Source organism: Roseicella sp. DB1501 (assembly GCF_013112485.1).
Lineage (GTDB): Bacteria > Pseudomonadota > Alphaproteobacteria > Acetobacterales > Acetobacteraceae > Paracraurococcus.
The window spans coordinates 205,621-229,877 of sequence record NZ_JABFHG010000002.1; the positions used below are offsets into that span (position 1 = coordinate 205,621).

Annotated in this window: 25 protein-coding genes; 4 read left to right on the forward strand and 21 right to left on the reverse strand. The window is 71.1% G+C overall.

All coding sequences use genetic code 11. The annotated features are described in order from the left end of the window. Positions 1-188: 188 nt before the first annotated feature. Together HJG45_RS04330 and HJG45_RS04335 are read right to left on the reverse strand one after the other, a co-directional pair. Positions 189-2,201, reverse strand: coding sequence for an NAD(P)/FAD-dependent oxidoreductase (locus tag HJG45_RS04330; RefSeq protein ID WP_171610869.1), 2,013 nt, complete (start codon positions 2,199-2,201; stop codon positions 189-191). An 89-nt stretch (positions 2,202-2,290) separates the two neighbouring features. Further along, positions 2,291-2,911 carry a hypothetical protein gene (locus HJG45_RS04335; protein WP_171610870.1) on the reverse strand — a complete coding sequence of 207 codons (621 nt, stop codon included), beginning with the start codon at positions 2,909-2,911 and terminating at the stop codon, positions 2,291-2,293. Positions 2,912-3,094: 183 nt separating this feature from the next. Here HJG45_RS04335 and HJG45_RS04340 point away from each other — a divergent pair, with 183 nt between their 5' ends. After that, positions 3,095-3,775 carry a DUF599 domain-containing protein gene (locus HJG45_RS04340; protein ID WP_171610871.1) on the forward strand — a complete coding sequence of 227 codons (681 nt, stop codon included), beginning with the start codon at positions 3,095-3,097 and terminating at the stop codon, positions 3,773-3,775. Between the two features lie 198 nt (positions 3,776-3,973). Here the strand turns inward: HJG45_RS04340 and HJG45_RS04345 are convergent, their stop codons facing one another. The 10 genes from HJG45_RS04345 to flgB form a co-directional block, all read right to left on the reverse strand. Then, on the reverse strand, positions 3,974-4,435 hold the full coding sequence (locus HJG45_RS04345) for a hypothetical protein (protein ID WP_171610872.1): 462 nt from the start codon (positions 4,433-4,435) through the stop codon (positions 3,974-3,976). A gap of 60 nt (positions 4,436-4,495) precedes the next feature. Beyond that, the gene (gene alaS, locus HJG45_RS04350) at positions 4,496-7,144 is read right to left on the reverse strand and encodes an alanine--tRNA ligase (RefSeq protein ID WP_171610873.1); all 2,649 of its coding nucleotides are present in this window, start codon (positions 7,142-7,144) and stop codon (positions 4,496-4,498) included. Between the two features lie 358 nt (positions 7,145-7,502). Beyond that, complete coding sequence (recA, locus tag HJG45_RS04355) at positions 7,503-8,552, reverse strand: recombinase RecA (RefSeq protein ID WP_171610874.1); 1,050 nt, start codon at positions 8,550-8,552, stop codon at positions 7,503-7,505. Positions 8,553-8,725: 173 nt separating this feature from the next. Then, complete coding sequence (locus HJG45_RS29345; RefSeq protein WP_171610875.1) at positions 8,726-10,207, reverse strand: ATP-binding protein; 1,482 nt, start codon at positions 10,205-10,207, stop codon at positions 8,726-8,728. After that, a complete protein-coding gene (locus HJG45_RS04365) occupies positions 10,200-11,246 on the reverse strand; it encodes a flagellar biosynthesis protein FlhB (RefSeq protein ID WP_171610876.1) in 1,047 nt (348 codons plus the stop codon). The genes HJG45_RS29345 and HJG45_RS04365 overlap by 8 nt, the downstream gene beginning before the upstream one ends. 3 nt (positions 11,247-11,249) lie before the next feature. Continuing rightward, entirely contained in the window at positions 11,250-12,011 is a 762-nt protein-coding gene (locus HJG45_RS04370) for a flagellar biosynthetic protein FliR (RefSeq protein WP_368040507.1), read from the reverse strand. Continuing rightward, the gene (locus HJG45_RS04375; RefSeq protein ID WP_171610877.1) at positions 12,008-12,286 is read right to left on the reverse strand and encodes a flagellar biosynthetic protein FliQ; all 279 of its coding nucleotides are present in this window, start codon (positions 12,284-12,286) and stop codon (positions 12,008-12,010) included. Before HJG45_RS04375 ends, HJG45_RS04370 begins: the two co-directional genes overlap by 4 nt. Positions 12,287-12,289: 3 nt before the next feature. Next, on the reverse strand, positions 12,290-12,586 hold the full coding sequence (locus HJG45_RS04380) for a flagellar hook-basal body complex protein FliE (protein WP_171610878.1): 297 nt from the start codon (positions 12,584-12,586) through the stop codon (positions 12,290-12,292). Then, complete coding sequence (flgC, locus tag HJG45_RS04385) at positions 12,586-12,993, reverse strand: flagellar basal body rod protein FlgC (RefSeq protein ID WP_171610879.1); 408 nt, start codon at positions 12,991-12,993, stop codon at positions 12,586-12,588. Before flgC ends, HJG45_RS04380 begins: the two co-directional genes overlap by 1 nt. A gap of 14 nt (positions 12,994-13,007) precedes the next feature. Continuing rightward, on the reverse strand, positions 13,008-13,400 hold the full coding sequence (gene flgB, locus HJG45_RS04390; protein WP_171610880.1) for a flagellar basal body rod protein FlgB: 393 nt from the start codon (positions 13,398-13,400) through the stop codon (positions 13,008-13,010). A gap of 97 nt (positions 13,401-13,497) precedes the next feature. Here flgB and HJG45_RS04395 point away from each other — a divergent pair, with 97 nt between their 5' ends. The 3 genes from HJG45_RS04395 to fliP are packed head-to-tail and all read left to right on the forward strand — an operon-like array spanning position 13,498 to position 14,770. Continuing rightward, the gene (locus HJG45_RS04395; protein ID WP_171610881.1) at positions 13,498-13,743 is read left to right on the forward strand and encodes a hypothetical protein; all 246 of its coding nucleotides are present in this window, start codon (positions 13,498-13,500) and stop codon (positions 13,741-13,743) included. Between the two features lie 32 nt (positions 13,744-13,775). Continuing rightward, on the forward strand, positions 13,776-14,036 hold the full coding sequence (locus HJG45_RS04400) for a flagellar biosynthetic protein FliO (protein ID WP_217362816.1): 261 nt from the start codon (positions 13,776-13,778) through the stop codon (positions 14,034-14,036). Further along, complete coding sequence (fliP, locus tag HJG45_RS04405) at positions 14,033-14,770, forward strand: flagellar type III secretion system pore protein FliP (RefSeq protein ID WP_171610882.1); 738 nt, start codon at positions 14,033-14,035, stop codon at positions 14,768-14,770. The genes HJG45_RS04400 and fliP overlap by 4 nt, the downstream gene beginning before the upstream one ends. Positions 14,771-14,991: 221 nt before the next feature. On the opposite strand, the gene HJG45_RS04410 is transcribed toward fliP, so the two are convergent. From HJG45_RS04410 to HJG45_RS04450, 9 genes are all read right to left on the reverse strand, one after another. Then, complete coding sequence (locus HJG45_RS04410; protein ID WP_171610883.1) at positions 14,992-15,960, reverse strand: tripartite tricarboxylate transporter substrate binding protein; 969 nt, start codon at positions 15,958-15,960, stop codon at positions 14,992-14,994. A 39-nt stretch (positions 15,961-15,999) separates the two neighbouring features. Then, the gene (locus HJG45_RS04415) at positions 16,000-16,794 is read right to left on the reverse strand and encodes a xanthine dehydrogenase family protein subunit M (protein WP_171610884.1); all 795 of its coding nucleotides are present in this window, start codon (positions 16,792-16,794) and stop codon (positions 16,000-16,002) included. 95 nt (positions 16,795-16,889) lie between these two features. Next, positions 16,890-19,274: a xanthine dehydrogenase family protein molybdopterin-binding subunit gene (locus HJG45_RS04420; RefSeq protein ID WP_171610885.1), complete on the reverse strand. Its 2,385-nt coding sequence runs from the start codon at positions 19,272-19,274 to the stop codon at positions 16,890-16,892. 117 nt (positions 19,275-19,391) lie between these two features. After that, positions 19,392-19,895, reverse strand: coding sequence for a (2Fe-2S)-binding protein (locus HJG45_RS04425; protein WP_171610886.1), 504 nt, complete (start codon positions 19,893-19,895; stop codon positions 19,392-19,394). 122 nt (positions 19,896-20,017) lie between these two features. After that, entirely contained in the window at positions 20,018-20,335 is a 318-nt protein-coding gene (locus HJG45_RS04430) for a hypothetical protein (protein WP_171610887.1), read from the reverse strand. Between the two features lie 14 nt (positions 20,336-20,349). Beyond that, complete coding sequence (locus HJG45_RS04435) at positions 20,350-21,390, reverse strand: ABC transporter ATP-binding protein (protein WP_171610888.1); 1,041 nt, start codon at positions 21,388-21,390, stop codon at positions 20,350-20,352. After that, positions 21,387-22,379, reverse strand: a complete 993-nt coding sequence (locus HJG45_RS04440; protein WP_171610889.1) for an ABC transporter ATP-binding protein — start codon at positions 22,377-22,379, stop codon at positions 21,387-21,389. The genes HJG45_RS04435 and HJG45_RS04440 overlap by 4 nt, the downstream gene beginning before the upstream one ends. 3 nt (positions 22,380-22,382) lie before the next feature. Further along, on the reverse strand, positions 22,383-23,315 hold the full coding sequence (locus HJG45_RS04445; protein ID WP_171610890.1) for an ABC transporter permease: 933 nt from the start codon (positions 23,313-23,315) through the stop codon (positions 22,383-22,385). After that, a complete protein-coding gene (locus HJG45_RS04450) occupies positions 23,315-24,256 on the reverse strand; it encodes an ABC transporter permease (RefSeq protein ID WP_171610891.1) in 942 nt (313 codons plus the stop codon). Before HJG45_RS04450 ends, HJG45_RS04445 begins: the two co-directional genes overlap by 1 nt. Between the last annotated feature and the right edge of the window lies 1 nt (position 24,257).

Below are 24,257 nucleotides of genomic sequence, written 5' to 3' on the forward strand. Positions count from 1 at the left end.
TCTGCGGGCGGCCTGCCATGCTGGCCCGGGCGCCGGCAGGAGCGCCTGGGCGGGTCGTCGCATCAGCGGCCGGGCGCGGCGCGCCCTGGACCATGATCCGCTCACACAGGGTCGCGGATCATGGTCCAGGCCGTTGTTTGATCGCGTGAGTCACGCTTTCCGGTGTTTCCACCTCAAGCGATCACGCTCTAGCTGACGGTCAGCCGCTCGGCGCTGTCCACCGCCGCGCGGCCCTGGCCGGGCACCTGCATGGCCTCGCCCGGCCTGGCGGCGCGGAATTCCTCGGGCACGAAATGCTGCGTCAGCTTCCAGTAGTCGAGCAGCCGCCAGGGCGAGGTCACGGTGACGCGGTTGTTCTTGTTCTTGTACCAGCTCGTCACGCCGGGATGGCTCCAGACCATGCGGCGGCAGGTCTCGTCGACGAGGTGGTTGTAGGCGTCGTGCACCTCCGGCCGCACCTCGAGCGAGGCGTAGCCCTGCTCCACCATCTCGCGCAGCGCCTGGCAGATGTAGCGGACCTGGCATTCGTGGTGGAACAGGATGCTGCCGCCATGCGCCAGGTTGGTGTTCGGCCCGTAGATCATGAAGAAATTCGGGAAGCCCGGCGCGGTCATGCCGAGATAGGCGCGCGGGTCGTCATCGCCCCAGACATCGCGGAGCGTGCGGCCGCCGCGCCCGGCGATCTCCATCGGCGTCAGCATCTTCGAGGCCTGGAAGCCGGTAGCGAGGATGATGACATCGACCACATGCTCGGTGCCGTCGCGCATCACGATGGAGCCCGGCGTGATCCGCTCGATCGGCCCGGTCTCCAGCGTGACGTTCGGGCGCTTGAGCATGCGGTACCAGTGGTTGTCCCGCAGCATGCGCTTGCCATAGGGCGGGTAGCCCGGGATCACCTTGGCGAGGAGGTCCTCATCGCCGTCGAGTTCCTTGCGGACATGCTCGATGAGCATCTCCCGCATCCGGTGATTGGCCTCGTTCAGCGAGAGATCGGGCTGCGTCCAGCCGGGATCGACCTGCAGCGAGGCGTGGAAGCCGTCCGAGCCGGCCCAGAAGAGCTGGAAGCGCAGCCATTGGCCGAAATAGGGGATGTTCTCGAGGCACCACAGATTCCCCGCGCTGACCGTCTTGTGGTAGTTCGGGTTGTGCACCGCCCAGTGCGGCGTGCGCTGGAACACCACCAGCCTGTCCACCTCCGGCGCGATCGAGGGCGCGGCCTGCATGGCGCTCGCCCCGGTGCCGATCATCGCCACCCGCTTGCCGGCGAGCGGCACCGAGGCATCCCAGCGCGCGGTGTGGAAGAGCGACCCCTCGAAGTCGTCGAGCCCCGGGATGGCGGGGATGGCGGGGCGGTTGAGCTGGCCGACCGCCGAGACGAGGACGCGGCAGGAGAGGGCTTCCTCGGCGCCGCCCGCGACCGGCCGGAGGCTCACCTGCCAGCGCGACGCCGCCTCGTCATAGGCGGCGCGCGTCACCTCGACGCCGAAGCGCACATGCCGGCGGATGTCGTAGCGGTCGTAGCACTCCTCGATGTAGCGATGGATCTCCGGCCGCTGCGAGAAGTGCCGGGTCCAGGCATTGTTCGGGGCGAAGGAGTAGGAGAAGAAGTGGTTCGGCGTATCGACCGCGCAGCCGGGATACTGGTTCTCCAGCCAGGTGCCGCCGACGGTCGGGTTCTTCTCCAGGATGGTGAAGGGGATGCCCATCTGCTTCAGCCGGACCGCCATGCCGAGGCCGGCGAAGCCGGCGCCGATGATGACGACCTGCATCTCGCCGAGCGGCAGGCGCGCCGGGTCGCGCCGCCAGCGCACGGCGCGCGGATCCTCCTCCGCCAGGCGGGTCTCCTCGACCAGCACCGGGATGTATTCCTCGGGCACGGTCTGGCCGACGCCGCCGCTCATCATGCGCTGCAGGGTCGCGGCCGGCGGCAGCGGCGGCGGCGGCCGGTCGTCGACCGCATAGTCCTGCAGCGCCTCGACCAGCCGGTCCCGGACCTTCTGCTTCAGCGGCTCGGGCACGGATTCGAGGAAGCTCCAGGCACCGTGGATGTGCGGCGCCACCTCGTCGAGGATCGCCAGGTCGCCGGTGAGCTGCACCAGCACCATGAGCATGGGCGCGATATCCGCCTCGGCGAGCGCCGCCCGCAGCGCCGCCTCGTCGCGCACCGCGCGCTGCACCTGCTCCTGGAACGGACTGCTCATTGCTCGTCTCTCCCGGCCGTTTCGATCCCCTGGCCGGGAGTGTAGCCGATGCGGCGGCGGAGGGTAGGCATCCCCCTGCCACCCCGCGGTCAGGCAGTGGCGGCGACGATCACCTCGCCGGCGGCGAGCACCTGCGGGGATTGTGGCCATAGGTCGCGGCGCTGCGCCATGGCCGCCGCCACCTGGGCATGCGCCGCGGTCGCGGTGCTGCGGTTGGTGAAGATCGAGACGGCGAGGCCGCGCCCCGCCTGGTCCCGGTCGCGACCGATATAGAGATGGCGGAAGCCGGGCTGCTCGGCCGAGATCGGCACCAGCCGCTCCTGCACCACCGGCAGGTTGCCGTTGGCCGGCCCCAGCCCCTCGGTCGCCCGCACCAGCATGTAGCTGTCGAGGCCCGGACGCTCGGCATCGAAATGCAGGTGCAGGGTGGCCCGGGTGATCACCGGCGCGCCGGTCACCAGATCGGCCAGCTCGGCCTCGGTCCAGGCGAGCACATGCTCGGTGACCCGGTCGGAGACCGCCTCATCCTCGAAGATGGTCGCCGAGACGATGCCGCCGCCGCCATCCACCCGGGCGACGTAATAGGCGCGGAAACCCGACTCCTGCCGCAGGGTGGGAAGCAGCCCCTTCCGGATGCGTTGCGCGATCTCCTCCGGCGCGCCGGTGCTGCTGAACCGGCGGATCGTCAGGGTCCACAGGGCGTCGCTCATGCCGGCTCCCAGTCCTGCTGCGCCGGCGCCCTTTCCTCCTGGGCCGGCAGGTCACCCTGCAGCCTAGAGCAGTTCGGCGCCGGCTGGGGAGCGTGAAAATTCCATAGACCATTGATAGTAGAGCCGTTTCGCGGCCACGGCGTGGCGCTCGGGCTGCGGCGGCATCCGCGCTATGCTCGACGCATGCATTCGCTGTCGCTGCTGGACTGGGTCGCCCTCGCCGTCTTCACCCTGTGCTGGATGGGCTATGCCGCGCTGGTCGACCACCATCCCGCGCTGCGGGCGCGGAGCGTGATCGCCGCCATGGACGCGCACCGGCACCGCTGGCTGCAGATCACCGTGACGCGGGAGAACCGCATCATGGACACGAACATCATCGGCAACCTGATGAACAGCACGAGCTTCCTCGCCAACACCGCCATCTTCATCCTCGGCGGCCTGGTGGCGATGATGGGCTCGCCCGAGATCGGCACCCGGGTTTTCGGCGCCCTGCCCTTCGCGGCGCCCTCCGACCCGGCGGCCTGGGAGATGAAGATCGCCCTGCTGCTCTTCATCTTCGTCCGCGCCTTCTTCGAGCTGACCTGGGCGCTGCGGCAGTTCAACTACTGCTCCATCGTCATCGGCGGCATCTCGCACGACCCGGCGGATCCGACGCGCGAGGGCCATGCCGCGATGGCCGCCAAGGTCGCCAACCGGGCGGCGCGGCATTTCAACACCGGGCTGCGGGCCTATTACTTCGGCTTGGCGGCGCTCGCCTGGATCCTGCACCCCCTGGCGCTCATCCTGGCCAGCCTGGTGGTGCTGCGCGAGCTCTACCGGCGGGAGTTCCGCAGCGTGGTGCGCGAGGCGCTGCGGGAGGGGTGAACTCCCCGCAAAGCCGCTGCGCGGCGTTGCGGGGGCGCCATGGAGTCCCCTCCTGCCCCAGATCCGTCACAGTCTGCCGCGGCGAAGCCGCAGCAGGGCAACGGGCAGCGACGGCTTCGACAAGCGCCATGACTCCAAGCGCAGGGAGGTCAAGTCGTCCCGCCCCTTCATCGCCGGGCGCAAGTCCGGACGGTGCGGTCAGCCCCGCTCGATGCGCCGCAGCTCCTGCCAGAATTGCCGGAAGATGGCGCCGCGGATGCCGCGCTCCGGCTCGGCGCAGCGCAGCCGGTCGGGGTGGAATTGCAGGGCGAAGGCCCGCTTCGCGCGCAGGAAGCGCCCTTCCGGCGGGCCGGGCCGGGCGAGCGCCGCCTCGGCGAGGCGAAGCGCCCGGTGGCTGCGCTCCAGCTCGGCGGTCAGCGCGGCGATGCGGGCCGCCTGGGCGCGCGCCCGGGTGCGGGCGCGCCGCAGCCGCTGGCCGCGCAGGCGGGCGGGGGATGCCGGGCCGGGCCGGCCGTGATGCCGCTCCCCCTGGCGCCGCGGCCTGCGACGCGAGCCGCCCAGACGCCGCAGCAACGCCACGAAGCGGCGGATCAGCCGCGCGGCGAGCAGGCCGAGGCCCAGCAGCGCCAGGGCGAGCAGGATGCCGAGAAGCTCGACCATGGCCGGCATCCTGCCGGCCAGGGATCGCCAAACCGCTAAAGCCGTAAGTCGGGCGGGGGCTCAGCTGGCGAGCAGCCCTCGCACCGCCGCCAGCGCCGCCTCGGCCTTGCCGCCCTCGGGGCCGCCGGCCTGCGCCATCTCCGGCCTTCCGCCGCCGCCCTTGCCGCCGACCGCGGCCGCCGCGGCGCGCACCAGGGCCACGGCATCCGCCTTGCCCCTGGCCACCTCGCCGAGGCCGGCGACGATGCTGGCCTTGCCCTCGGCGGTCGAGACCAGGGCGACGACATCCGCCGTGCCGCCCTTCAGGATGGCCTCGGCCAGCCCCTTCAGATCGCGCGGCGGCACCTCGCCGAGGTTGCGCAGCGCGACGCGCAGGCCGCCCAGCGTCTCGACCTCGGCGCCGGCGCCGCCGGTCGCCAGCTGCTTGCGCAGCTCGGCCACGTCGCGCTCCAGCTTGCGCCGCTCCTCGAGCAGGGTGGCGATGCGGGCCGGCACCTCGGCGGGCGGCACGCGGAGCGCCGCCGCCGCCTCGCGCAGCCGGGCATCGGCCTGCTCGACCAGCCGCTCGGCGAAGGGGCCGGTCACCGCCTCGATGCGACGCACGCCGGCCGAGACGGCACCCTCGGAGACGATCCTGAACAGGCCGATATCGCCGGTGCGGCGCACATGCGTGCCGCCGCAGAGCTCGAGCGAGTAGATGCCGCCCCTGTTGGCCGAGTCCGGGTCATGGCCCATGCCGACCACCCGGACCTCGTCGCCGTATTTCTCGCCGAACAGCGCCATGGCGCCCTCCGCCACCGCCTGTTCCGGCGACATCAGCCGGGTGCTGACCTCGGTGTTCTGGCGGATGCGGGCATTCACCTCCTCCTCCACCCAGGCGAGGTCGTCATCGCTCATCGGGGTGGGCTGGGAGACGTCGAAGCGCAGCCGGTCCGGGGCGTTGAGCGAGCCCTTCTGCGCCACATGCGTGCCGAGCCGCCGGCGCAGCGCCTCGTGCAGCAGGTGGGTGGCGCTGTGATGCGCCCGGACGTTGGAGCGCCGGACATGGTCCACCTCGGCCTGCACCGCCAGCCCGACCCGCGCCTCGCCATGCGCGACGGTGCCGAGATGCACGATGAGGTCGCCGAGCTTCTTCTGGGTGTCGCGCACCACGATGCGGCAGGCCTCGCCGGCCGAGATCAGGCCGGTATCGCCGACTTGGCCGCCGCTCTCGCCGTAGAAGGGCGTCTGGTTCAGCACCACCGCCACCTCGGCGCCGACCGGGGCGCTCTCGACCGGCGCGCCGTCCCGGGTGATGGCGAGGATCTCGCCCTCGGCGCTCTCGGTCGAGTAGCCGAGGAACTCGCTCGCCCCGACCTTCTCGCGGATGTCGAACCAGACGGCATCCGTCGCCGCCTCGCCCGAGCCGGCCCAGGCGGCGCGGGCGCGGCGGCGCTGCTCGGCCATCGCCGCCTCGAAGCCGGCGACATCCACCGTCTTGCCCTCGGCGCGCAGCGCGTCCTGGGTCAGGTCGAGCGGGAAGCCGTAGGTGTCATACAGACGGAAGGCGACCTCGCCGGGCAGGGTGCCGCGCTCGCCGAGCCGGCCGCTCTCCTCGGCGAGCAGGCCGAGGCCGCGCTCGAGCAGGTTGCGGAACTTCGTCTCCTCGAGCTTCAGCGTCTCGGTCACCAGCGCCTCGGCGCGCTGGATCTCGGGATAGGCGGCGCCCATCTGGCGGACCAGCACCGGCACCAGCCGGTGCAGCAGCGGCTCGCGCGAGCCCATCATATGGGCGTGGCGCATGGCGCGGCGGAGGATGCGGCGCAGCACGTAGCCGCGGCCCTCGTTGGAGGGCATCACGCCATCGGCGATGAGGAATGTGCCGGCGCGGAGATGGTCGGCGACGACGCGGTGGCTGGCCTTGAAGCGGCCATCCGGGTCCTGGCCCGTCACCTCGGCCGAGGCGAGGATCAGCGCCCGCAGCGTGTCGGTGTCGTAGTTGTCGTGCTTGCCCTGCAGGATGGCGGCGAAGCGCTCGAGCCCCATGCCGGTATCGATCGAGGGCCGCGGCAGCGGCACGCGGGTGCCGGGCGGCCCCTCCTCGAACTGCATGAAGACGAGGTTCCAGATCTCGATGAAGCGGTCGCCATCCTCGTCCGGGCTACCGGGCGGGCCGCCGGGGATCGAGGGGCCGTGGTCGAAGAAGATCTCGGAACAGGGCCCGCAGGGGCCGGTATCGCCCATGCGCCAGAAATTGTCCGAGGTCGGGATGCGGATGATCCGGCTGTCCGGCAGGCCGGCGACCTTCTTCCAGAAGACCGGCGCTTCCTCGTCCTCGGTATAGACCGTGACCAGCAGGCGGTCCTTCGGCAGGGCGAAGTCCTTGGTCAGCAGGGTCCAGGCGTGATGGATCGCCTGTTCCTTGAAGTAGTCGCCGAAGCTGAAATTCCCCAGCATCTCGAAGAAGGTGTGATGCCGGGCGGTGTAGCCGACATTGTCGAGGTCGTTGTGCTTGCCGCCGGCGCGAACGCATTTCTGGGCGGTGGTGGCGCGGCTGTAGGCGCGCTTCTCCTGGCCCGTGAAGACGTTCTTGAACTGCACCATGCCGCTGTTGGCGAACATGAGGGTCGGGTCGTTGCGCGGAACCAGCGGCGAGCTCTCGACCACCTGGTGCCCGTTGCGGGCGAAGTAGTCGAGGAAGGTGGCGCGGATATCGTTGCTGCTGGTCATCTCTGTCCCTGATGCCCTGCGGGAGGGTCAGTCTCCGGCCCCGGCCCAGGGGGCATGACGCGGGCCTTGACGCGAGCCTTGCCTGGCAGGCCGTTGATTGTGGGGCAGATTCCGCCGGTGCCGCGGGCCAGCCCTGCGGCGAACGCTCTAGCGCGCATCAGGAAATGCGTCGAGGGGCGACACGGCCGGGGCGCCCAGACGCCGTCCCGGAACGGGATCGCGCCCCCGGGTCGGCGAGCGGCCCGGGGGCGAGCTGGGTACGACCGGGGAGCCCAGGCCCCCGATGGCCCGGATGCGGGATGGGCTGGATCGCAGGTCCGGCGCCCGGATCAGGGGCGCCGGGCCGCGACCCGGCCGGTCACTCGGCCGCGGTGCTCTCCTCGGCCTCCTCGCCCTCGCCGCCGACCAGCATGGCATTGGCGACGATGCCGGCCTGGGCGCGCACCTTCTGCTCGATGGCGTTCGCCACCTCCGGGTTGTCGCGCAGGAACTGCTTGGCGTTCTCGCGGCCCTGGCCGATGCGTTGGCCCTCGGCGCTGAACCAGGCGCCCGACTTCTCGACGATGGTGGCCTTGACGCCGAGATCGATGAGCTCGCCGAGCTTCGAGACACCCTCGCCATACATGATGTCGAAGTCGACGACGCGGAAAGGCGGCGCCATCTTGTTCTTCACCACCTTCACCCGGGTCTGGTTGCCGACCACGCTGTCGCGGTCCTTGATCGCGCCGATGCGGCGGATCTCGAGGCGGACCGAGGCGTAGAATTTCAGCGCATTGCCGCCCGTCGTCGTCTCCGGATTGCCGAACATGACGCCGATCTTGAGACGAATCTGGTTGAGGAAGATCAGCAGGCAGTTGGAGCGGGAGACGGTACCGGTCAGCTTGCGCAGCGCCTGGCTCATCAATCGGGCATGCAGGCCGACATGGCTGTCGCCCATCTCGCCCTCGAGCTCGGCCCGCGGCACCAGCGCCGCCACGCTGTCCACCACCAGCACGTCGACCGCACCCGAGCGGACCAGCGTGTCGCAGATCTCGAGCGCCTGCTCGCCGGCATCGGGCTGGCTGATCAGCAGGCTGTCGACATCGACGCCGAGCTTTTTGGCATAGCCGGGATCGAGCGCATGCTCGGCATCGATGAAGGCGCAGGTGCCGCCCTTCTTCTGCGCCTCGGCGATGGCATGCAGCGCCAGCGTGGTCTTGCCCGAGCTCTCGGGGCCGTAGATCTCGACGATGCGGCCCTTGGGCAGGCCGCCGATACCGAGCGCGATGTCGAGGCCGAGCGAGCCGGTCGAGATCACCTCGATCTCGTTCTCGGCCTGCTGCTTCGCGCCCATGCGCATGATCGAGCCCTTGCCGAACGAGCGCTCGATCTGGCTGAGCGCGGCGTCCAGCGCCTTCGACTTGTCCATCCTGGCTGCCCCTGTCCTCGATCCGCCGGTCTACAACCGACGCGCTTTATGGATGCGGATATTTCGCTCGAAACCTAACGTGCCGCGATGGGCTGTGGGACCCCTGGCCCTCTGCCCTGCCCTGGCTGCGTGCTGCAGAGTATGGCCTTGCTGACTGCCGAAAACAAGAACATTTAGTAAACATCGCCATGGATCGCCGCCCCTTCGACCCCGGCGACGGGCCGCGGCGACAGGGCGGCCGCCACCTCGCGCAGCAGTGCCGCCGGCTCGAAGGGCTTGCCGAGGACGCGGAATTCCTCCCCCGCCCACGTCGCTGCCCCGTAGCCCGACAGCAGCAGCACCGGCAGTCCCGGCCAGCGCCGGCGCAACCCGCGCGCCAGGGCCAGCCCGTCCATCCCCGGCAGGACCAGGTCGCTGACCAGCAGGCTCGGCGCCGGCTGCCCGGCCAGCCGTTCCAGCGCCGATTCGGCGCTCCCCGCCGCCAGCACGGCATGCCCGGCCCGTTGCAGCAAGCGGGTGCCGAGCCGGCGCAGCGACGCCTCGTCCTCGACGAACAGGACCAGGGCTGGCGGCCCCTCCGCTGATGGCCCCGGCTCCGGCGTTGGCGGCAGCAGCAGGCGGAAGCAGGCCCCCTCCCCCGGCCGGCTCTCGACACCGACATGCCCGCCCAGCCCGGCCAGGATGTCCCGCACCGTGGCGAGGCCGAGGCCGGTGCCGCCCGCCTTCGCCCGGCCGGTGACGAAGGGCTCGAAAAGGCGCGGCAGGAGTTCGGGCGGGATGCCGGTGCCGGTATCCGCCACCTCGAGCGCGAGCCAGGCGCCGGGCGGCAGCCCTTCGCTGCCCGGCGGGTGAAAGCCGGTCGCGATGCGCAGCCGGCCGCCGCCGGGCATGGCGTCCCGGGCATTCGCCGCCAGGTTCAGCAGGAGCTGGTCGAGCTGCGCCGGCACCATGCGCAGCCAGCGCCCCGGCGCGGCAAGGGCGAGATCGAGCCGCATGTCGCGCCCGAGCAGGTGCCGCAGCAGCGGCGCCGCGCCGCGGATCGCCGCATCCAGCTCCAGCGGCTGCGGCGCGGCGGCCTCGCCCCGCCCGTCGGCCAGCACCCGGCGGAGCAAGCCGGCGCCGCGGCGCGCGGCGTCCTCGAGATGCCGCAACTCCCGCTCGGCGGCCGGTGGCAGGCCGGCCTCCCGCACCGCCCCAGCGCCTACGAGGATCGTGGCCAGAAGGTTGTTGACGTCATGCACCACGCCGCCGGCCAGCCGGCCCAGCTGCACCAGCCGGCCCGTCTCGCCGCCCATCTCCGCCGCCCGCAGCAGCAGCCAGCCGGCCGGGCAGGATGGCAGGGCGGCGAGCGAGACCTCCCATGCCGCCGCGCCCGGCGCCGCCGGCGGCAGGCGCAGCGGCGGCGAGGCGATCCCGGCCCGCGCTGCCGCCAGGGCCGAGGCCAGGACCGGCCCGGCCTCGGCGGCGAAGAGCGCGGCGAGCGGCAGGCCCGGCGCAACCGCTTCCCCCGCCAGCCGCGCCAGGGCGGCATTCGCGGCGACCAGGCAAGCCGCGCCGTCGAGCAGCGCGAGTCCCTCGCCGAGGCCGTCGGCGAGCATCCGGAAGCCCGCGAGGAGGCTGGCCTCCGGCTGCGCTTCAGTTCCGGGCTCAGCCACGCGCCGAGCGGCCCTGCAGCCGCCAGACATAGGAGATGATCTCGGCCACCGCCTGCCAGTGCTCTGCCGGGATCTCGGTATCGACCTCCAGCCGGTAGAGGGCGCGGGCAAGCGGCGGGTTGGCGACCAGCGGCACGCCATGCTCCTCGGCCACCGCCCGGATGCGCGCCGCCATCTCGTCGACCCCCTTCGCCACCAGCCGCGGCGCCGCGGACTGCCCCTGCTGATAGGACAGAGCGATAGCGTAATGTGTTGGGTTCGTGATGACAACCGTAGCCTTTGGCACCGCGGCCAGCATGCGCTGCCGCGCCCGGCCCTCCCGCAACCGGCGGAGCCGCGCCTTCACATGCGGATCGCCCTCGACGTCCCGCATCTCCTCGCGCAGGTCCTCGCGGCTCATCCGCAGCTGGCGCAGATGCCGCCAGCGGACCAGCAGCAGGTCGAGGACGGCGAGGACGGCGAAGGCGCCGAGCGCGACCACGAGCAGATGCAGCGCCTCGCGGCCGATGCGTCCGGGCAGCGCCCCGACCGGCTGGTGCAGCACCGCCGCGAGGCTCTGCAGATCCACCGCCAGCCAGAGCGCCCCGCCCACCACCGCGAGTTTCAGCAGGGTGCGCGGCAGCTCGAACCAGGCCTCCTTCCCGATGATCTTCTGCAGGCCCTTGCCCGGATTGAGGCGCCCGAGATCCGGCAGCACCGCTTCCGGCCGCAGCAGCAGGCCGGATTGCGCCAGATGGCCGAGGATGGCGGCCATCGCGGTCGCGGCGATCACCGGCAGGGCGAGATGCGCGGCGGCCCGCAGCAGGCCGAGCGCCGCCGCGGCATCGGGCGCCGGCGCCTCGAGCAGGGCCTGCAGCGCGTGCAGCCAGGCGAGCCCGGCCGCGGGCAGGGTCAGGACGCCGGCCAGCGTCGCGGCGAGCAGCGTGGCGAAGGTCGCGGCCTCGCGCGAGACCGGCACCTGCCCCTGCTCGCGCGCCTTGTCCAGCCGGCGCTGTGTCGGGGCTTCCGAACGATCCTCGGCATCCTGCCCCTCGGCCATGGCTCAGGACAGGCCAGGCAGCGCGGACAGCCGGTCTCGCATCGCCGCCAGCCAGGTGCCGAGCAGGGCCGGCAGCAACATCGCCAGCAGCAGCAACCCGCCGAGGATCTGGCCAGGGGCGGAGAGCGTGAAGACCTGGACCTGCGGCGCCAGCCGCGACAGCAGGCCGAGGGCGAACTGCCCGACGATATTGGCCAGCACCAGCGGCGCGGCGAGGCGCAGCGCCAGCGAGAGGCTGTCCGCCACCGCCTGCGCCAGGCTCGCCGCCTGCGCCGGCACCGGCAGGCCGTCCCCCGCTGGCAGCACCGCATAGCTCTCGGCCAGCGCCCGCAGCGGCAGCGCGTAGAGCCCGGTCGAGAGCACCAGCACCGCCGCGGCGAGGCCGAAGAAGCGCGATAGCACGGTGCCCTGCGCGCCGAAGGCGGCATCGCCCTGCAGCGGGCTCGCCAGCCCCACCATCAGCGCCATCACCTGCCCGGCCTGGGAGAGCGCCAGCTCCAGCAGTCGCGCCAGCGTGCCGAGCCAGAGGCCGATCACCGTCTCGATCGCCAGCAGGCGGAGCAGCGCCGGCACGTCCTCGGTCATCGGCGGCAGGCCGGGCTGCGCCAGCGGCAGGACCAGCGCGCTGAGGCCGAGGACCAAAGCGAGGCGGATCGTCGCCGGCACCTCGGCCGCGCCGAGGCCCGGCAGCAGCATCACCGCCGCGCCGATACGCGCGACGACCAGCATGGCGTGGAAGACCAGGTCCGGCAGCGGCTCGCTCACCGCGGCGTCGCCCCGATCTCGACGATTCGTTCGTAGAGCTGCCCGGCATAGCCCTGCACGGCGAGCGTCATGCGCGGGGCGAGCAACGTCAGCACCACTGCCATGGCGGCGAGCTTCGGCAGGAAGGCGAGCGTCTGCTCCTGGATCTGGGTCATCGCCTGCAGCACCGAGACCAGGAGGCCGATGCCGAGCATCGCCAGGAGCGGCGGCCAGGCGAGCTGCAGAGCCAGCCACAGCGCCTCGCGCAGCGCCAGCGCGGTCGGATCGCCGTCCACGGGCTAGATCGGCATCCGCATGACGTCCTGATAGGCCGAGACCACCTTGTCGCGCAGCGTCACCGCGGTCTGCAGCGCCATCTCGGCGCGCGACACGGCGAGCACGACATCGGTGACGCTGCCCTGGCCGAGCAGCGCCTGTGTGCTGGCGGCATCGGCGGCATGGCCGATCTCGACCGCGCCCTTGGCGGCGCGGCGCAACGTCTCGCCGAAGCCGCCGGCGCCCTCCGCGCCGCCGGCCTGCGCCTGCACGCTGCGATAGGCGGCGGCCGCCTGCACCGGGGCGAGGGAGGCCGGCATCAGCGCAGCGCCTCGATGGTGCGGGTCAGCATGCCGCGCGTGACCTCGAGCACCGAGAGGTTGGCGCTGTAGCTGCGCTGCGCCTCCCGCATGTCCATCATCTCGACCATGCTGTCGACATTCGGGCGCTTGACGTAGCCCCGGGTATCGGCCGCCGGATGGCCGGGATCGTGCACCTCCGGGAAGTCGTCGGGCGCCGTGCCGATGCGCCGCACCGCCACCGTCTCGGCGCCGAGGGCGCGGTCGAGATGGCTGCCGAAGGTGACCGTCCGGCGCCGGTAGGGATCGGCGCCCGGCGATTCGCCGGTGCTGTCCTGGTTGGCGAGGTTCTCCGCCACCACCCGCAACCGGGTGGATTGCGCCGCCATGCCGGCGGCGGAGATGCGCAGCGCCTTTTCGAGGTCCATGCGAGGTCAGCTCCCTATTGCGAGCGGCCGAGGGCGGTGCGGAACAGGCCGAGCCAGCGCCGGTGCAGCCCGATGGCAAGCGCATGCGCGTTGTCGGTATCGGCGACCTTCATCGCCTCGACATCGAGCGAGACGGCGTTGCCGTTCGGTGCGACCTCGGCCGGATGCCGCTCCGCCACCGCCCGGGCGATGCCCGTGCTGCCGAGATGCTGCGCATCGGTGCGGGCCATCCCGAGATCGGCGCCGCCCTGCCGGGCGACGAGCCGGGCAAAGTCGCCGAGATCGCGCGGGCGGTAGCCGGGCGTGTCGGCATTGGCGATGTTCTGCGCCAGGACGCGCTGCCGGGCGTCGAGCCAAGCGAGCCGGCGTTCGGCAAGGGCGAGGGTCGGGCTCTGCGACGGGTCCATGCCCCAAGCCTTGCCGGCGCCGGGCGAAGATTCGGTAAATCCGTCGCCTCGCGCCGCGACGAGGCTTTCTTAACCACTGCCGGCAAAAGCTGCCGGCATGAGCAGTCCCGACCCCGCCCCCACCCTGGCCGCCATCGAAGCGATGCACGGCACCCTGGCTGTCGCCCGCGCCCTGGTCGAATCCGGCCGGGAGGTCGATCTCGGTGGGCTCGATGGCGGCACGGCGGCCCTCTGCGCCGCCGTCACGCTGCTCCCGCGCGAGGCGGGCCGCGCCATGCTGCCGGCGCTGCTCGTCCTGCTGGCCGAGGTCGATGCGCTGCGGGGCGCCCTGCAGCCCGGGTGATCAGCCCTTCTCTTGCGGCAGGAGGCCGAAGCTTGACCCTGGATACCGACATGCTGCTCCGCGCGGCGGGTGCCCTCGCCATCCTGGTGGTGCCGATCTGGCTCGCCATCCGGGCGCTGCGCGGCGGCCGTCGGGTCCGGCCCGGCCGCCGCCTCGCCCTCGAGGAATCGCTCGCCCTCGACCCGCGCCGCCGCCTGCTGCTGGTCCGCTGCGACGGGCGGGGCCTGCTGCTGCTGACCGGCGGCACCCAGGATACCGTCCTCGGCTGGCTTCCGGAGCAAGGCGCGCGATGAGACTCCTTGGCTGGGTCGCGCTGCTTTCGGCCATGGCGCTGCCGGCGGCGGCGCAGAGCGTCAGCATCGATCTCGGCGCCGCCGGGCAGGCCGGCGCCACCTCGCGCCTGGTGCAGCTCACGGCGCTGATCGGCGTGCTCTCCCTCGCCCCCTCCCTGCTGGTGATGGCGACCGCCTTCACGCGCATCGTCATCGTCCTGTCGCTGCTGCGCAGCGCCATCGGCGCGCAGGGCGTGCCACCCAACCCGGTGCTGATCGGGCTGGCGCTGTTCCTCACCCTGTTTGTCATGCAGCCGGTGCTCGACCAGAGCTGGACCGGCGGCATCCAGCCCCTGATGCAGGGCCGCATCGGCGAGATCGACGGGCTCACCGCCGCGGCCGAGCCCTTCCGCCGCTTCATGGCGGATCAGGTGGGGGAGGCTGATCTCTCGCTCTTCCTCGACCTCGCCAAGCTGCCGCCGGTGCCCGACGGCGCGGCGGCGGATCAGATCCCCTGGCGGGCGCTGCTGCCGGCCTTCCTGGTGAGCGAGCTGAAGCGCGCCTTCGAAATCGGCTTCCTGCTCTTCCTGCCCTTCCTCGTGCTCGACATGGTGGTGGCCAGCCTGCTGATGTCGCTCGGCATGATGATGCTGCCGCCGAACGTCGTGGCGCTGCCCTTCAAGCTGATCTTCTTCGTGCTGATCGATGGCTGGCGGCTGGTGGCGGGCAGCCTGGTGCAGGGCTTCGGCACGTGACTACAGCGGACTGCGTTCAATACGGAACGCTGCTCCGCTGTAGTGCCTTGTTATCAGAGCGGATTCACGCGTCCGGGCGTTCACGCCCCCCCACGATCCGCGCTAGACCATGATCCGCTCACACAGGGTCGCGGATCATGGTCCAGGCCGTTGTTTGATCGCGTGAGTCACGCTTTTCGGTGAGTCCACCTCAAGCGATCACGCTCCAGGCAGCGCTTCGCTCAGTCCGGCGTCAGGCCCATCTGGCGCACCACGTCGGTCCATTTGGCGATCTCCGCCGCGACATAGAGTCCGAAGGCTTCCGGCGTGCCGCCCTGCGGCTGGATGCCCTGGCGCGCCAGGGCGCCGCCGACATCGGGCCGCGCCATGGCGGCCTGCAATGCGGCGTTGAGCCGGGCGATGATCGGCTGCGGCGTGCCGGCCGGGGCCAGGACACCGCCCCAGCTCACCGTCTCGAAGCCCGGCACGGTCTCGGCGATGGCGGCGAACTCCGGCGCCTCGGGCACGCGCTGCAGCGAGGAGACGGCGATGCCGCGCACCCGGCCGGCCCGCACATGCGGCAGCAGGACCGGGACGGTGTCGAAATTCACCGGGATCACCCCGGCGATGAGGTCGGCCGTCGAGGGCGAGCTGCCGCGATAGGGCACATGCGTGATCTGGATGCCGGTGAGGCTCTTCAGCAGCTCCATCGCCATATGGCCGGCCGAACCCACGCCGGCCGAGCCGTAGCTCATCCGCCCGTCCTGCGCCCGGGCATGGGCGAGGAAGCCCGGCATGTCGCGCACCGGCACGGCCGGGTGCACCGCCATGATCTGCGGCACGATGGAGACGGCCATGACCGGGGCAAAGTCGCGCAGCGCGTCGAAGGGCGTGCGGCTGCCGTAGAGCGCCGGCCCCATGCCGTTTGGCCCGGCATTGCCCATCAGCAGGGTATAGCCGTCCGGCGCGCTGCGGGCGACGAGCTCGGCGGCGATGAAGCCGTTGGCGCCCGGCCGGTTCTCCACCACCAGGGTCTGGCCGAGCGCCTCCGTCAGACGTGGCGCGAGAAGCCGGGCGATGATGTCGCTCGCCCCGCCGGGCGGATAGGGGATGACCATGCGGATCGGCCGCTGCGGCCAATCCGCATGGGCTAGCGCCGGCATCGGCAGGGCCAGCGCGGCCCCGCCGAGCAGCATCGGGCGACGGCGCATCGCCATTGGGCCGCCCCTGCCCCGTCCTCCCGGCCTGCCTCAGCCGGCGTTCGCCACCGCGCGCTTGGCCATGACAGTGACGAGGTGCGCGCGGTACTCGGCGCTGCCATGGATGTCGCCGTTCAGCTCGTCCGGGGCCTGCTTGATGCCGGCCACCGCATCCGCCGACCAGTTGGCCGCGAGCGCCTTCTCCATCTCCGCCTGGCGGAAGACGCCGGGGCCGGCGCCGTTGACGACGACGCGCACGCCGGACTTCGTCTTGGCGACGAAGACGCCGGCCATGACGTAGCGGCTGGCCGGGTTGCGCATCTTGGCGTAGCCAGCCTTCTCGGGAATCGGGAACTCGATCGCCACCAGCAGCTCGCCCGGCTCCAGCGCCGTGGTGAACATGCCCTGGAAGAAGTCATCGGCGGCGATGCGGCGCTTGTCGGTGACGACCGTCGCATCGAGGCCGAGCACCGCCGCCGGGTAGTCCGCCGCCGGGTCGTTGTTCGAGACGCTGCCGCCGATGGTGCCGCGGTTGCGCACCTGGGTGTCGCCGATGGTGGAGGCCATCTGGGCGAGCGCCGGGATCGCCGCCTGCACCTCGGGGCTGTTCGCCACCTCGCCATGCTTGGCGAGCGCGCCGATGACGAGCTTGTCGCCCTCGCGCCGGATGCCCTTCAGCTCGGCGATGCCGGAGAGGTCGACCACCGCGGTCGGCTTGTTGAGCCGGTGCTTCAGCGCCGGCAGCAGGGTCTGGCCGCCGGAGATCGGCCGCGCATCCGGATCGGCCGAGAGGATCTTGACGGCATCCGCGACGGTGGTCGGCTTGTGATAGGCGAAATCATACATGGGAAAGGCTCCTCCTCGCACGGGCCGCTCGGTCTGCACCTCCGGGAGGCCGGCGCGCTGCCGCGCCTCCCTCCGGCGACCGGTCGGCCGATCTCCTACTCCGCCGCCAGCCTTTGGCCGGCATGGATGATGCCCCAGATCTTGGCCGGCGTCGCCGGCATCTCGATATGGCGGACGCCGAAGTCCCGCAGCGCATCGACCACGGCATTGATGACCGCGGGCGGCGAGCCGATGGCCCCCACCTCGCCGCAGCCCTTCACCCCGAGCGGGTTGTGGGTGCAGAGCGTGGTGTGGGTGGCGACGCTGACCGGCGGCAGGTCGTTCGCCCGCGGCATCTGATAGTCCATGAAGCTGGCCGAGAGGAGCTGCCCGCTCTCGTCATAGACCGCGGTCTCGAGCAGCGCCTGGCCGATGCCCTGGGCGACGCCGCCCTGCACCTGGCCCTCGACGATCATCGGGTTGATGACCCGGCCGACATCGTCGACGGCGGTGAAGTTCACCACCTCCACCTGGCAGGTATCGGGATCGATCTCGACCTCGCAGATATGGCAGCCGCCGGGATAGGTGAAGTTCTTCGGGTCGTAGAAGGCGGTCTCGTCGAGGCCCGGCTCGATCTCCTCGATCGGGTAGTTGTGCGGCACATAGGCGGTCAGGCAGATCTCGCCCCAGCTTTTCGTCTTGTCGGTGCCGGCGACGCGGAAGGTACCGCGGTCGAATTCGACATCCTCGACCGAGGCCTCCATCAGATGCGCCGCGATGCGCCGCGCCTTGGCGACGATCTTGTCCATCGCCTTCACCATGGCGCTGCCGCCGACGGCGAGGCTGCGGGAGCCGTAGGTTCCCATGCCGAAGGGGATCTTCGCCGTGTCGCCATGCACGATGTCGACCTGCGCCAGCGGCACGCCGAGCCGGTCCGTCACCAGCTGCGCCAGCGTCGTCTCGTGCCCCTGGCCATGGCTGTGGGTGCCGGTCAGCACCGTGACGCTGCCGGTCGGATGCACCCGGATCGTGCCCACCTCGTAGAGCCCGGCCCGGGCGCCGAGGGCGCCGACCACGGCCGAGGGGGCGATGCCGCAGGCCTCCAGATAGGTGGAGATGCCGATGCCGCGCAGCTTGCCGCGGGCCTTGGCCTCGGCGCGGCGGGCCTCGAAGCCGTCCCAGCCGCTGACCTTCAGCGCCTCCTGCAGCGTCGCCTCGTAGTCGCCGCTGTCATATTGCAGCGCGACCGGCGTCTGGTAGGGGAAGGCATCCGCCGGGATGAAGTTGCGCCGGCGGATCTCGATGCGGTCCATGCCCATCTCGCGCGCCGCGACATCGACCAGGCGCTCGAGCAGGAAGGTCGCCTCCGGCCGGCCGGCGCCGCGATAGGCATCGACCGGCACGGTGTTGGTGAAGACCGCCTTCACCTCGGCATAGACGGTCGGCGTGGTGTACACGCCGGCCAGCAGCGTCGCGTAGAGATAGGTCGGCACGCTGGTTGAGAAGGTCGAGAGATAGGCGCCCATATTGGCGAGCGTCTGCACGTGCAGCGCCAGAAACCGCCCCTCGGCATCAAGAGCGAGCCGCGCCTTCGTCACATGGTCGCGGCCATGCGCGTCGGTGACGAAGCTCTCGGTGCGGTCGGCGGTCCATTTCACCGGCCGGGCGATCTTGCCGGCCGCCCAGGTGACGATCGCCTCCTCGGCATAGTGGAAGATCTTGCTGCCGAAGCCGCCGCCGACATCGGGCGCCACCACCCGCAGCTTGTGCTCGGGCAGCTGCAGGACGAAGGCGCCCATCAGCAGCCGGATGACATGCGGATTCTGGCTGGTGGTGTAGAGTGTGTAGTCGCCCGTCGTCGGGTCGAAGTCGCCGATCGCCGCGCGCGGCTCCATGGCGTTCGGCACCAGGCGGTTGTTGACCAGCTCGAACTCGACGACCTTGTGCGCGCCCTGGAAGGCGGCGGCGTTCACCGCCGGGTCGCCGATATGCCAGTCGTAGCAGACATTGCCGGCGACGCCCTCATGCACGGCCGGCGCCCCGGGGGCGAGCGCCGCCTCCATGGTGGCGACGGCCGGCAGGACCTCGTACTCGACCTCGATCGCCTCCGCCGCGTCGCGCGCCGCCGCCCGCGTCGTGGCGATCACCGCCGCGACGGCATCACCGACGAAGCGCACCTTGCCCTGGGCGAGCACCGGATGCGGCGGCTCGGCCATGGGCGAGCCATCCTTGTTGTGGATCTGCCAGCCGCAGGGCAGCCCGCCGATCCCCTGCATGTCGGCGCCGGTGAAGATCGCCACGACGCCGGGCATCGCCTTCGCCGCGGTGGTGTCGATCCCCTTGATCGCGGCATGCGCATGCGGGCTGCGGAGGATATGGGCGTAGGTCTGGCCGGGACGGTTGATGTCGTCCGTGTACTGGCCGCGGCCGGAGAGGAAGCGCAGATCCTCCTTGCGCTTCACGCTCGCCCCGATGCCCTCGAAGGGTGTCACCACATTCATCGCCACGCCTCCCAACGCAGCAGGATCGCCTCGCCGCGCGGGTCGCGCCCGCGCGGTCGGACAGTCCCGTCAATCACCCTGCGGCACAGCCCGGCGCCCCGTGGCGCGCCAGGCGGCCTATTCGGCGGCCGGCGCCAGCTCGGCGCGGCGGCCGTGCATGACCTCCTGCGCCGCGGCGATCGCCTTGACGATGTTGTGGTAGCCGGTGCAGCGGCAAAGATTGCCCTCCAGCCCCTCGCGGATCTCCTTCTCGGACATCCCCTGCGGGTGCTTCTGCACCAGGTCGATCGCCGACATGACCATGCCCGGCGTGCAGAAGCCGCATTGCAGCGCGTGATACTCGCGGAAGGCCTCCTGCATCGGATGCAACGTGCCGTCGGGCTTGGCCAGGCCCTCGATCGTCGTCACCTCGCCGCCGTCCGCCTGAAGGGCGAGCATGGTGCAGGACTTCACGCTCTCGCCGTTCACATGCACCACGCAGGCGCCGCACTGGCTGGTGTCGCAGCCGACATGGGTGCCCGTGAGGCGCAGCTTCTCCCGCAGGAGTTCGACCAGCAGCGTCCGGCCTTCGACCTCGACGGTATGGGAGGTCCCATTCACGGTCAGTGTGACTTGCGGCATCCCGCGTCTCCCCCGGTTCCGGCGGCCGCACGGCCGCGTATCGTCTCAAAGGTTGCCCCGCCCCGGGCTTCCGTCAAGCGGCGGCGAGGCGGTCAGCCCAGCGGTGGTCAAGCCGGCGCCGGTCAAGCCGGCGGTCTGGGCCCGACTGGCGGCGGCGCCTCGATCAGCCGCTTGCGCCCGCGGGTCAGGATGAGCAGGAGGCCGAGCACCAGGGTACCGAGCGGCCACAGCACCCAGAGAGTGCCGAGCGCCATGGCGCCGAACATGCCGGCCCCCATGGCCACTTCCGGATCGGCCCGCGACAGGAAGGGCCCGACCGCGGCGCAGGTGCCGAGGCTGCCAAGCAGCATCAGCGCCTGGAAGGTCCAGAAGGTCCCTCGCACCGCCCGGCCGACCCGGCCGCGCCGCTCGCGGACCTCCAGCAGCACCCGCTCGGCCATGGCGGGGCCGGCGCTCAGGCCGCGACCAGCGCCGCGCCCTTGGCCGCGGCCAGCGGGTTCTCCGCCACCGGCCGGTCATGCAGGTGGCAGGCCGCGACATGGCCGGCATCGAGGGCCGTCGCCACATGGTTCAGCCGCGGCTCCTCCACCCGGCAGCGGTCGAAGGCATAGGGGCAACGGGTGTGGAAGCGGCAGCCCTTGGGCGGGTTGATCGGGCTCGGCACGTCGCCGGTCAGGATGATCCGCTCCCGCGCCTTGCCGGGCATCGGCACTGGCACGGCGGAGAGCAGCGCCTCGGTATAGGGGTGCTTCGGCGCGGCGAAGAGGCTGCGCTTCGGCGCCACCTCCACGATCTTGCCGAGATACATGACGGCGACCCGGTGCGTCATGTGCTCGACGATGGCGAGGTCGTGCGAGATGAAGAGCAGCGCCAGGCCCAGTTCCTGCTGCAGGTCCTGCAGCAGGTTGATGATCTGCGCCTTGACCGAGACGTCGAGCGCCGAGACCGCCTCGTCGCAGACGATGAGGTCGGGCTCCGCCGCCAGCGCCCGGGCGATGCCGATGCGCTGGCGCTGGCCGCCGCTGAACTCGTGCGGCCAGCGGTTCACCGCGTCGCGCGGCAGGCGGACCTTGTCCATCAGGGCGGCGATGCGGGCCTCCATGTCCTTCGAGCCCTTCGCCAGGCCGAAATTGCGGATCGGCTCCGCCAGGATGTCCCGCACCCGCATCCGCGGGTTGAGCGAGGAGAAGGGGTCCTGGAAGACCACCTGGATGCGGCGGCGCACCGCCCGCAGCGCGCTGGTCGAGAGGTCGTCGATCCGCTTGCCGTCCAGCACCACCTGCCCGGCGGTGATGTCGAAGAGGCGCAGCACCGCCTTGCCGACGGTCGACTTGCCGCAGCCGCTCTCGCCGACGAGCGAGAGGGTCTCGCCACGGGCGATCTGGAAGGAGACGCCATCCACCGCGTAGACATAGCCGGTGGTGCCGCCGAGCAGCCCGCCCTTCAGCGGGTAATGCTTCTTGAGGTCGGTAACGTCGAGAAGGGCTGCGCTCATGCCGCGAGAGCCTCGTCTTTCTGGGCGTAGTGGCAGGCGGCGACGTGGCCGGGCGCCTTCTCCTCGAGGGCAGGCGCCACCTTGCGGCAGAGATCGGTCACCTGCGGGCAGCGGCTGGCGAAGACGCAGCCCGGGATCTTCTGCTTGAGGCTCGGCACCAGGCCGGGAATCTCGGCCAGCCGGCCCTCATCGCCGTGCAGGGAGGAGCCGAGCTTCGGCATCGAGCCGAGCAGGCCCTGGGTATAGGGATGCTTCGGGTGGTTGAAGAGCGGGCCGACCGCCGCCTCCTCCACCTTGCGCCCGGCATACATGACGATGACGCGCTCGGCGACCTCGGCGACCACGCCGAGATCATGGGTGATGAGCACGATCGCCGCGCCGACTCGCCGCTTCAGGTCGCGCATCAGCTCGAGGATCTGCGCCTGGATGGTGACGTCCAGCGCCGTGGTCGGCTCGTCGGCGATCAGCAGCTTCGGATTGCAGGCCAGCGCGATGGCGATCATCACCCGCTGCCGCATGCCGCCCGAGAGCTGGTGCGGATATTCCCGCACCCGCCGCCGCGGCTCGGGGATGCCGACGAGCGTCAGCATCTCCACCGCCTTCTCCTCCGCCTGCCGGGCCGAGAGGCCCTGGTGCAGGCGCAGCGTCTCGCCGATCTGCCGCCCGACGGTGAGCACCGGGTTCAGGCTCGTCATCGGCTCCTGGAAGATCATGCTGATCTCGTTGCCGCGGATGGCGCGCATCTCGCGGTCCGAGAGCGTCAGCAGATCGCGGCCCTGGAAGCGGATGGCGCCGGCGATCTTGCCCGGTGGCTCGGGGATGAGCCGCAGGATCGACATGGAGGTGACCGACTTGCCGCAGCCGCTCTCGCCGACGATCGCCACCGTCTCGCCGGCATTGACGTGGAAGGTCACGCCGTCCACGGCGCGGTTGATCCCATCCGGCGTGCGGAAATGGGTCTGCAGGTTCTCGACTTCGAGGAGCGCCATGGATCAGAGCCTCTTCGCCATGCGCGGGTCGAGCGCATCGCGCAGGCCATCGCCGAGGAGATTCACGGCGAGGACGGTGATGGAGAGGAAGACGGCGGGGAAGAAGACGATGTAGGGCTTGACCTGCCAGAGCGCCCGGCCCTCGGCCATGATGTTGCCCCAGGAAGGGATGATCGGCGGCGTGCCGGCGCCGATGAAGGAGAGGATGGCCTCGGTGATCATCGCCGCGGCGCAGATATAGGTCGCCTGCACGGTGATCGGCGCCAGGGTGTTCGGCAGGATGTGGCGCAGGATGATGGCGGGCGTCCGGGTACCGGCCGCGACCGCCGCCTCGACATAGGGCTGCTCGCGCAGCGAGAGCACGACGCCGCGCACCAGGCGCGAGACGCGCGGGATCTCGGCGATGGTGATGGCGATGATGACGTTCTGCACCGAGCCGCGGGTCAGCGCCATGAGGGCGATGGCCAGCAGGATCGGCGGGATCGACATCAGCCCGTCCATCACCCGCATGATGACGCTGTCGAGCAGGCGGACATAGCCCGAGACCATGCCGATCGTGAGGCCGACGACGGAGGACAGGATCGCCACCGAGAAGCCGACGATGAGCGAGACCCGCGCCCCGTAGAGCACGCGGGAATAGACGTCCCGGCCCAGCATGTCGGTGCCGAACCAGTAGAGCGCGGATGGCTCGCGCGTCCGCTTCGCCGGCGCCAGCGCCGTCGGGTCGACCGTGCCGAGCAGCGGGGCGAAGATGGCGACCAGCACCATCAGCAGCAGCAGCCCGGCGCCGAAGGCCATGGTGGGGTTGCGCCGGAGGAAGCCGATGAAGCCCTTCCTCGGCTTCACCGGCGGCAGCACGTCCGGCAGCGGGGCGGCGGCGGCGACGCCCGGCGGCGTCGCGGCGTCGAGGGGGGAGAGGACGCTCGCGGAGGCCATCAGTAGCGGATCCTCGGATCGAAGAGAGTATAGGCGAGGTCAATCAACAGATTGACGAGCACATAGACGAAGCTGAAGAGCAGCACGACGCCCTGGATCACCGGATAGTCGCGCCGCAGGATGGCATCCACCGTGAGGCGGCCGAGGCCGGGGATGGCGAAGACACTCTCGGTCACCACCGCGCCGCCGATGAGCAGCGCGATGCCGATGCCGATCACGGTCACGATGGGCACGGCGGCATTCTTCAGCGCGTGCAGGAACAGGATGCTGCTCTGCCCGGCGCCCTTGGCGCGCGCGGTGCGGATGTAGTCCTGCTGCAGCACCTCGAGCATGGTGGCCCGGGTGATGCGGGCGATCAGCGCGATGTAGACGCCGCCCAGCGCGATCGCCGGCAGCACCAGGTTCTCGAGCCAGGGCAGCACGCCGTTGCTGAGCGAGGTGTAGCCCTGCACCGGCAGCCAATCGAGCTCGAGCGCGAAGACATAGGCGAGCAGGTAGCCGACGACGAAGACCGGCACCGAGAAGCCGAGCACCGCGAAGCCCATCACCGCGCGGTCGATCAGCGTGCCCTGCTTCCAGGCCGCGACCACGCCCATGGGAACGGCGATGAGGATGGCGAGCACCAGCGTCAGCGCCATCAGCGACAGGGTCGGCTCGATCCGCTGCGCGATCATGGTGGTGACCGGCAGGTTGGTGAAGATCGAGGTCCCCATATCGCCGTGCAGGATCGCCCAGAGCCAGGTGCCGAAGCGCACCAGATAAGGCCTGTCGAGGCCGAGCGAGGCGCGGATGCGCTCGACATCCTGCGGCGTCGCCTGGTCGCCGGCGATCACCGCCGCCGGGTCACCGGGCGAGATGTAGAGCAGGGAGAAGACGAAGAGCGCGACCAGCGCCATCACCGGGATGGTCTGCAGGACGCGCCGGATGACATAAGCGAACATG

Excerpts from the sequence above, each read along its gene's own strand:
- HJG45_RS04425 (WP_171610886.1), bottom strand. The coding sequence starts at position 19,895 with ATGCCGCAAGTCACACTGACCGTGAATGGGACCTCCCATACCGTCGAG.
- HJG45_RS04380 (WP_171610878.1), bottom strand. The coding sequence starts at position 12,586 with ATGCCGGCCTCCCTCGCCCCGGTGCAGGCGGCCGCCGCCTATCGCAGC.
- HJG45_RS04410 (WP_171610883.1), bottom strand. The coding sequence starts at position 15,960 with ATGCGCCGTCGCCCGATGCTGCTCGGCGGGGCCGCGCTGGCCCTGCCG.
- HJG45_RS04430 (WP_171610887.1), bottom strand. The coding sequence starts at position 20,335 with ATGGCCGAGCGGGTGCTGCTGGAGGTCCGCGAGCGGCGCGGCCGGGTC.
- HJG45_RS04440 (WP_171610889.1), bottom strand. The coding sequence starts at position 22,379 with ATGGCGCTCCTCGAAGTCGAGAACCTGCAGACCCATTTCCGCACGCCG.
- HJG45_RS04420 (WP_171610885.1), bottom strand. The coding sequence starts at position 19,274 with ATGAATGTGGTGACACCCTTCGAGGGCATCGGGGCGAGCGTGAAGCGC.
- HJG45_RS04335 (WP_171610870.1), bottom strand. The coding sequence starts at position 2,911 with ATGAGCGACGCCCTGTGGACCCTGACGATCCGCCGGTTCAGCAGCACC.
- HJG45_RS04415 (WP_171610884.1), bottom strand. The coding sequence starts at position 16,794 with ATGTATGATTTCGCCTATCACAAGCCGACCACCGTCGCGGATGCCGTC.
- HJG45_RS04445 (WP_171610890.1), bottom strand. The coding sequence starts at position 23,315 with ATGGCCTCCGCGAGCGTCCTCTCCCCCCTCGACGCCGCGACGCCGCCG.
- HJG45_RS04395 (WP_171610881.1), top strand. The coding sequence starts at position 13,498 with ATGAGCAGTCCCGACCCCGCCCCCACCCTGGCCGCCATCGAAGCGATG.
- HJG45_RS04365 (WP_171610876.1), bottom strand. The coding sequence starts at position 11,246 with ATGGCCGAGGGGCAGGATGCCGAGGATCGTTCGGAAGCCCCGACACAG.
- alaS (WP_171610873.1), bottom strand. The coding sequence starts at position 7,144 with ATGACCAGCAGCAACGATATCCGCGCCACCTTCCTCGACTACTTCGCC.
- HJG45_RS04345 (WP_171610872.1), bottom strand. The coding sequence starts at position 4,435 with ATGGTCGAGCTTCTCGGCATCCTGCTCGCCCTGGCGCTGCTGGGCCTC.
- HJG45_RS04330 (WP_171610869.1), bottom strand. The coding sequence starts at position 2,201 with ATGAGCAGTCCGTTCCAGGAGCAGGTGCAGCGCGCGGTGCGCGACGAG.
- HJG45_RS04340 (WP_171610871.1), top strand. The coding sequence starts at position 3,095 with ATGCATTCGCTGTCGCTGCTGGACTGGGTCGCCCTCGCCGTCTTCACC.
- recA (WP_171610874.1), bottom strand. The coding sequence starts at position 8,552 with ATGGACAAGTCGAAGGCGCTGGACGCCGCGCTCAGCCAGATCGAGCGC.
- fliP (WP_171610882.1), top strand. The coding sequence starts at position 14,033 with ATGAGACTCCTTGGCTGGGTCGCGCTGCTTTCGGCCATGGCGCTGCCG.
- HJG45_RS04435 (WP_171610888.1), bottom strand. The coding sequence starts at position 21,390 with ATGAGCGCAGCCCTTCTCGACGTTACCGACCTCAAGAAGCATTACCCG.
- HJG45_RS04450 (WP_171610891.1), bottom strand. The coding sequence starts at position 24,256 with ATGTTCGCTTATGTCATCCGGCGCGTCCTGCAGACCATCCCGGTGATG.
- flgB (WP_171610880.1), bottom strand. The coding sequence starts at position 13,400 with ATGGACCCGTCGCAGAGCCCGACCCTCGCCCTTGCCGAACGCCGGCTC.
- flgC (WP_171610879.1), bottom strand. The coding sequence starts at position 12,993 with ATGGACCTCGAAAAGGCGCTGCGCATCTCCGCCGCCGGCATGGCGGCG.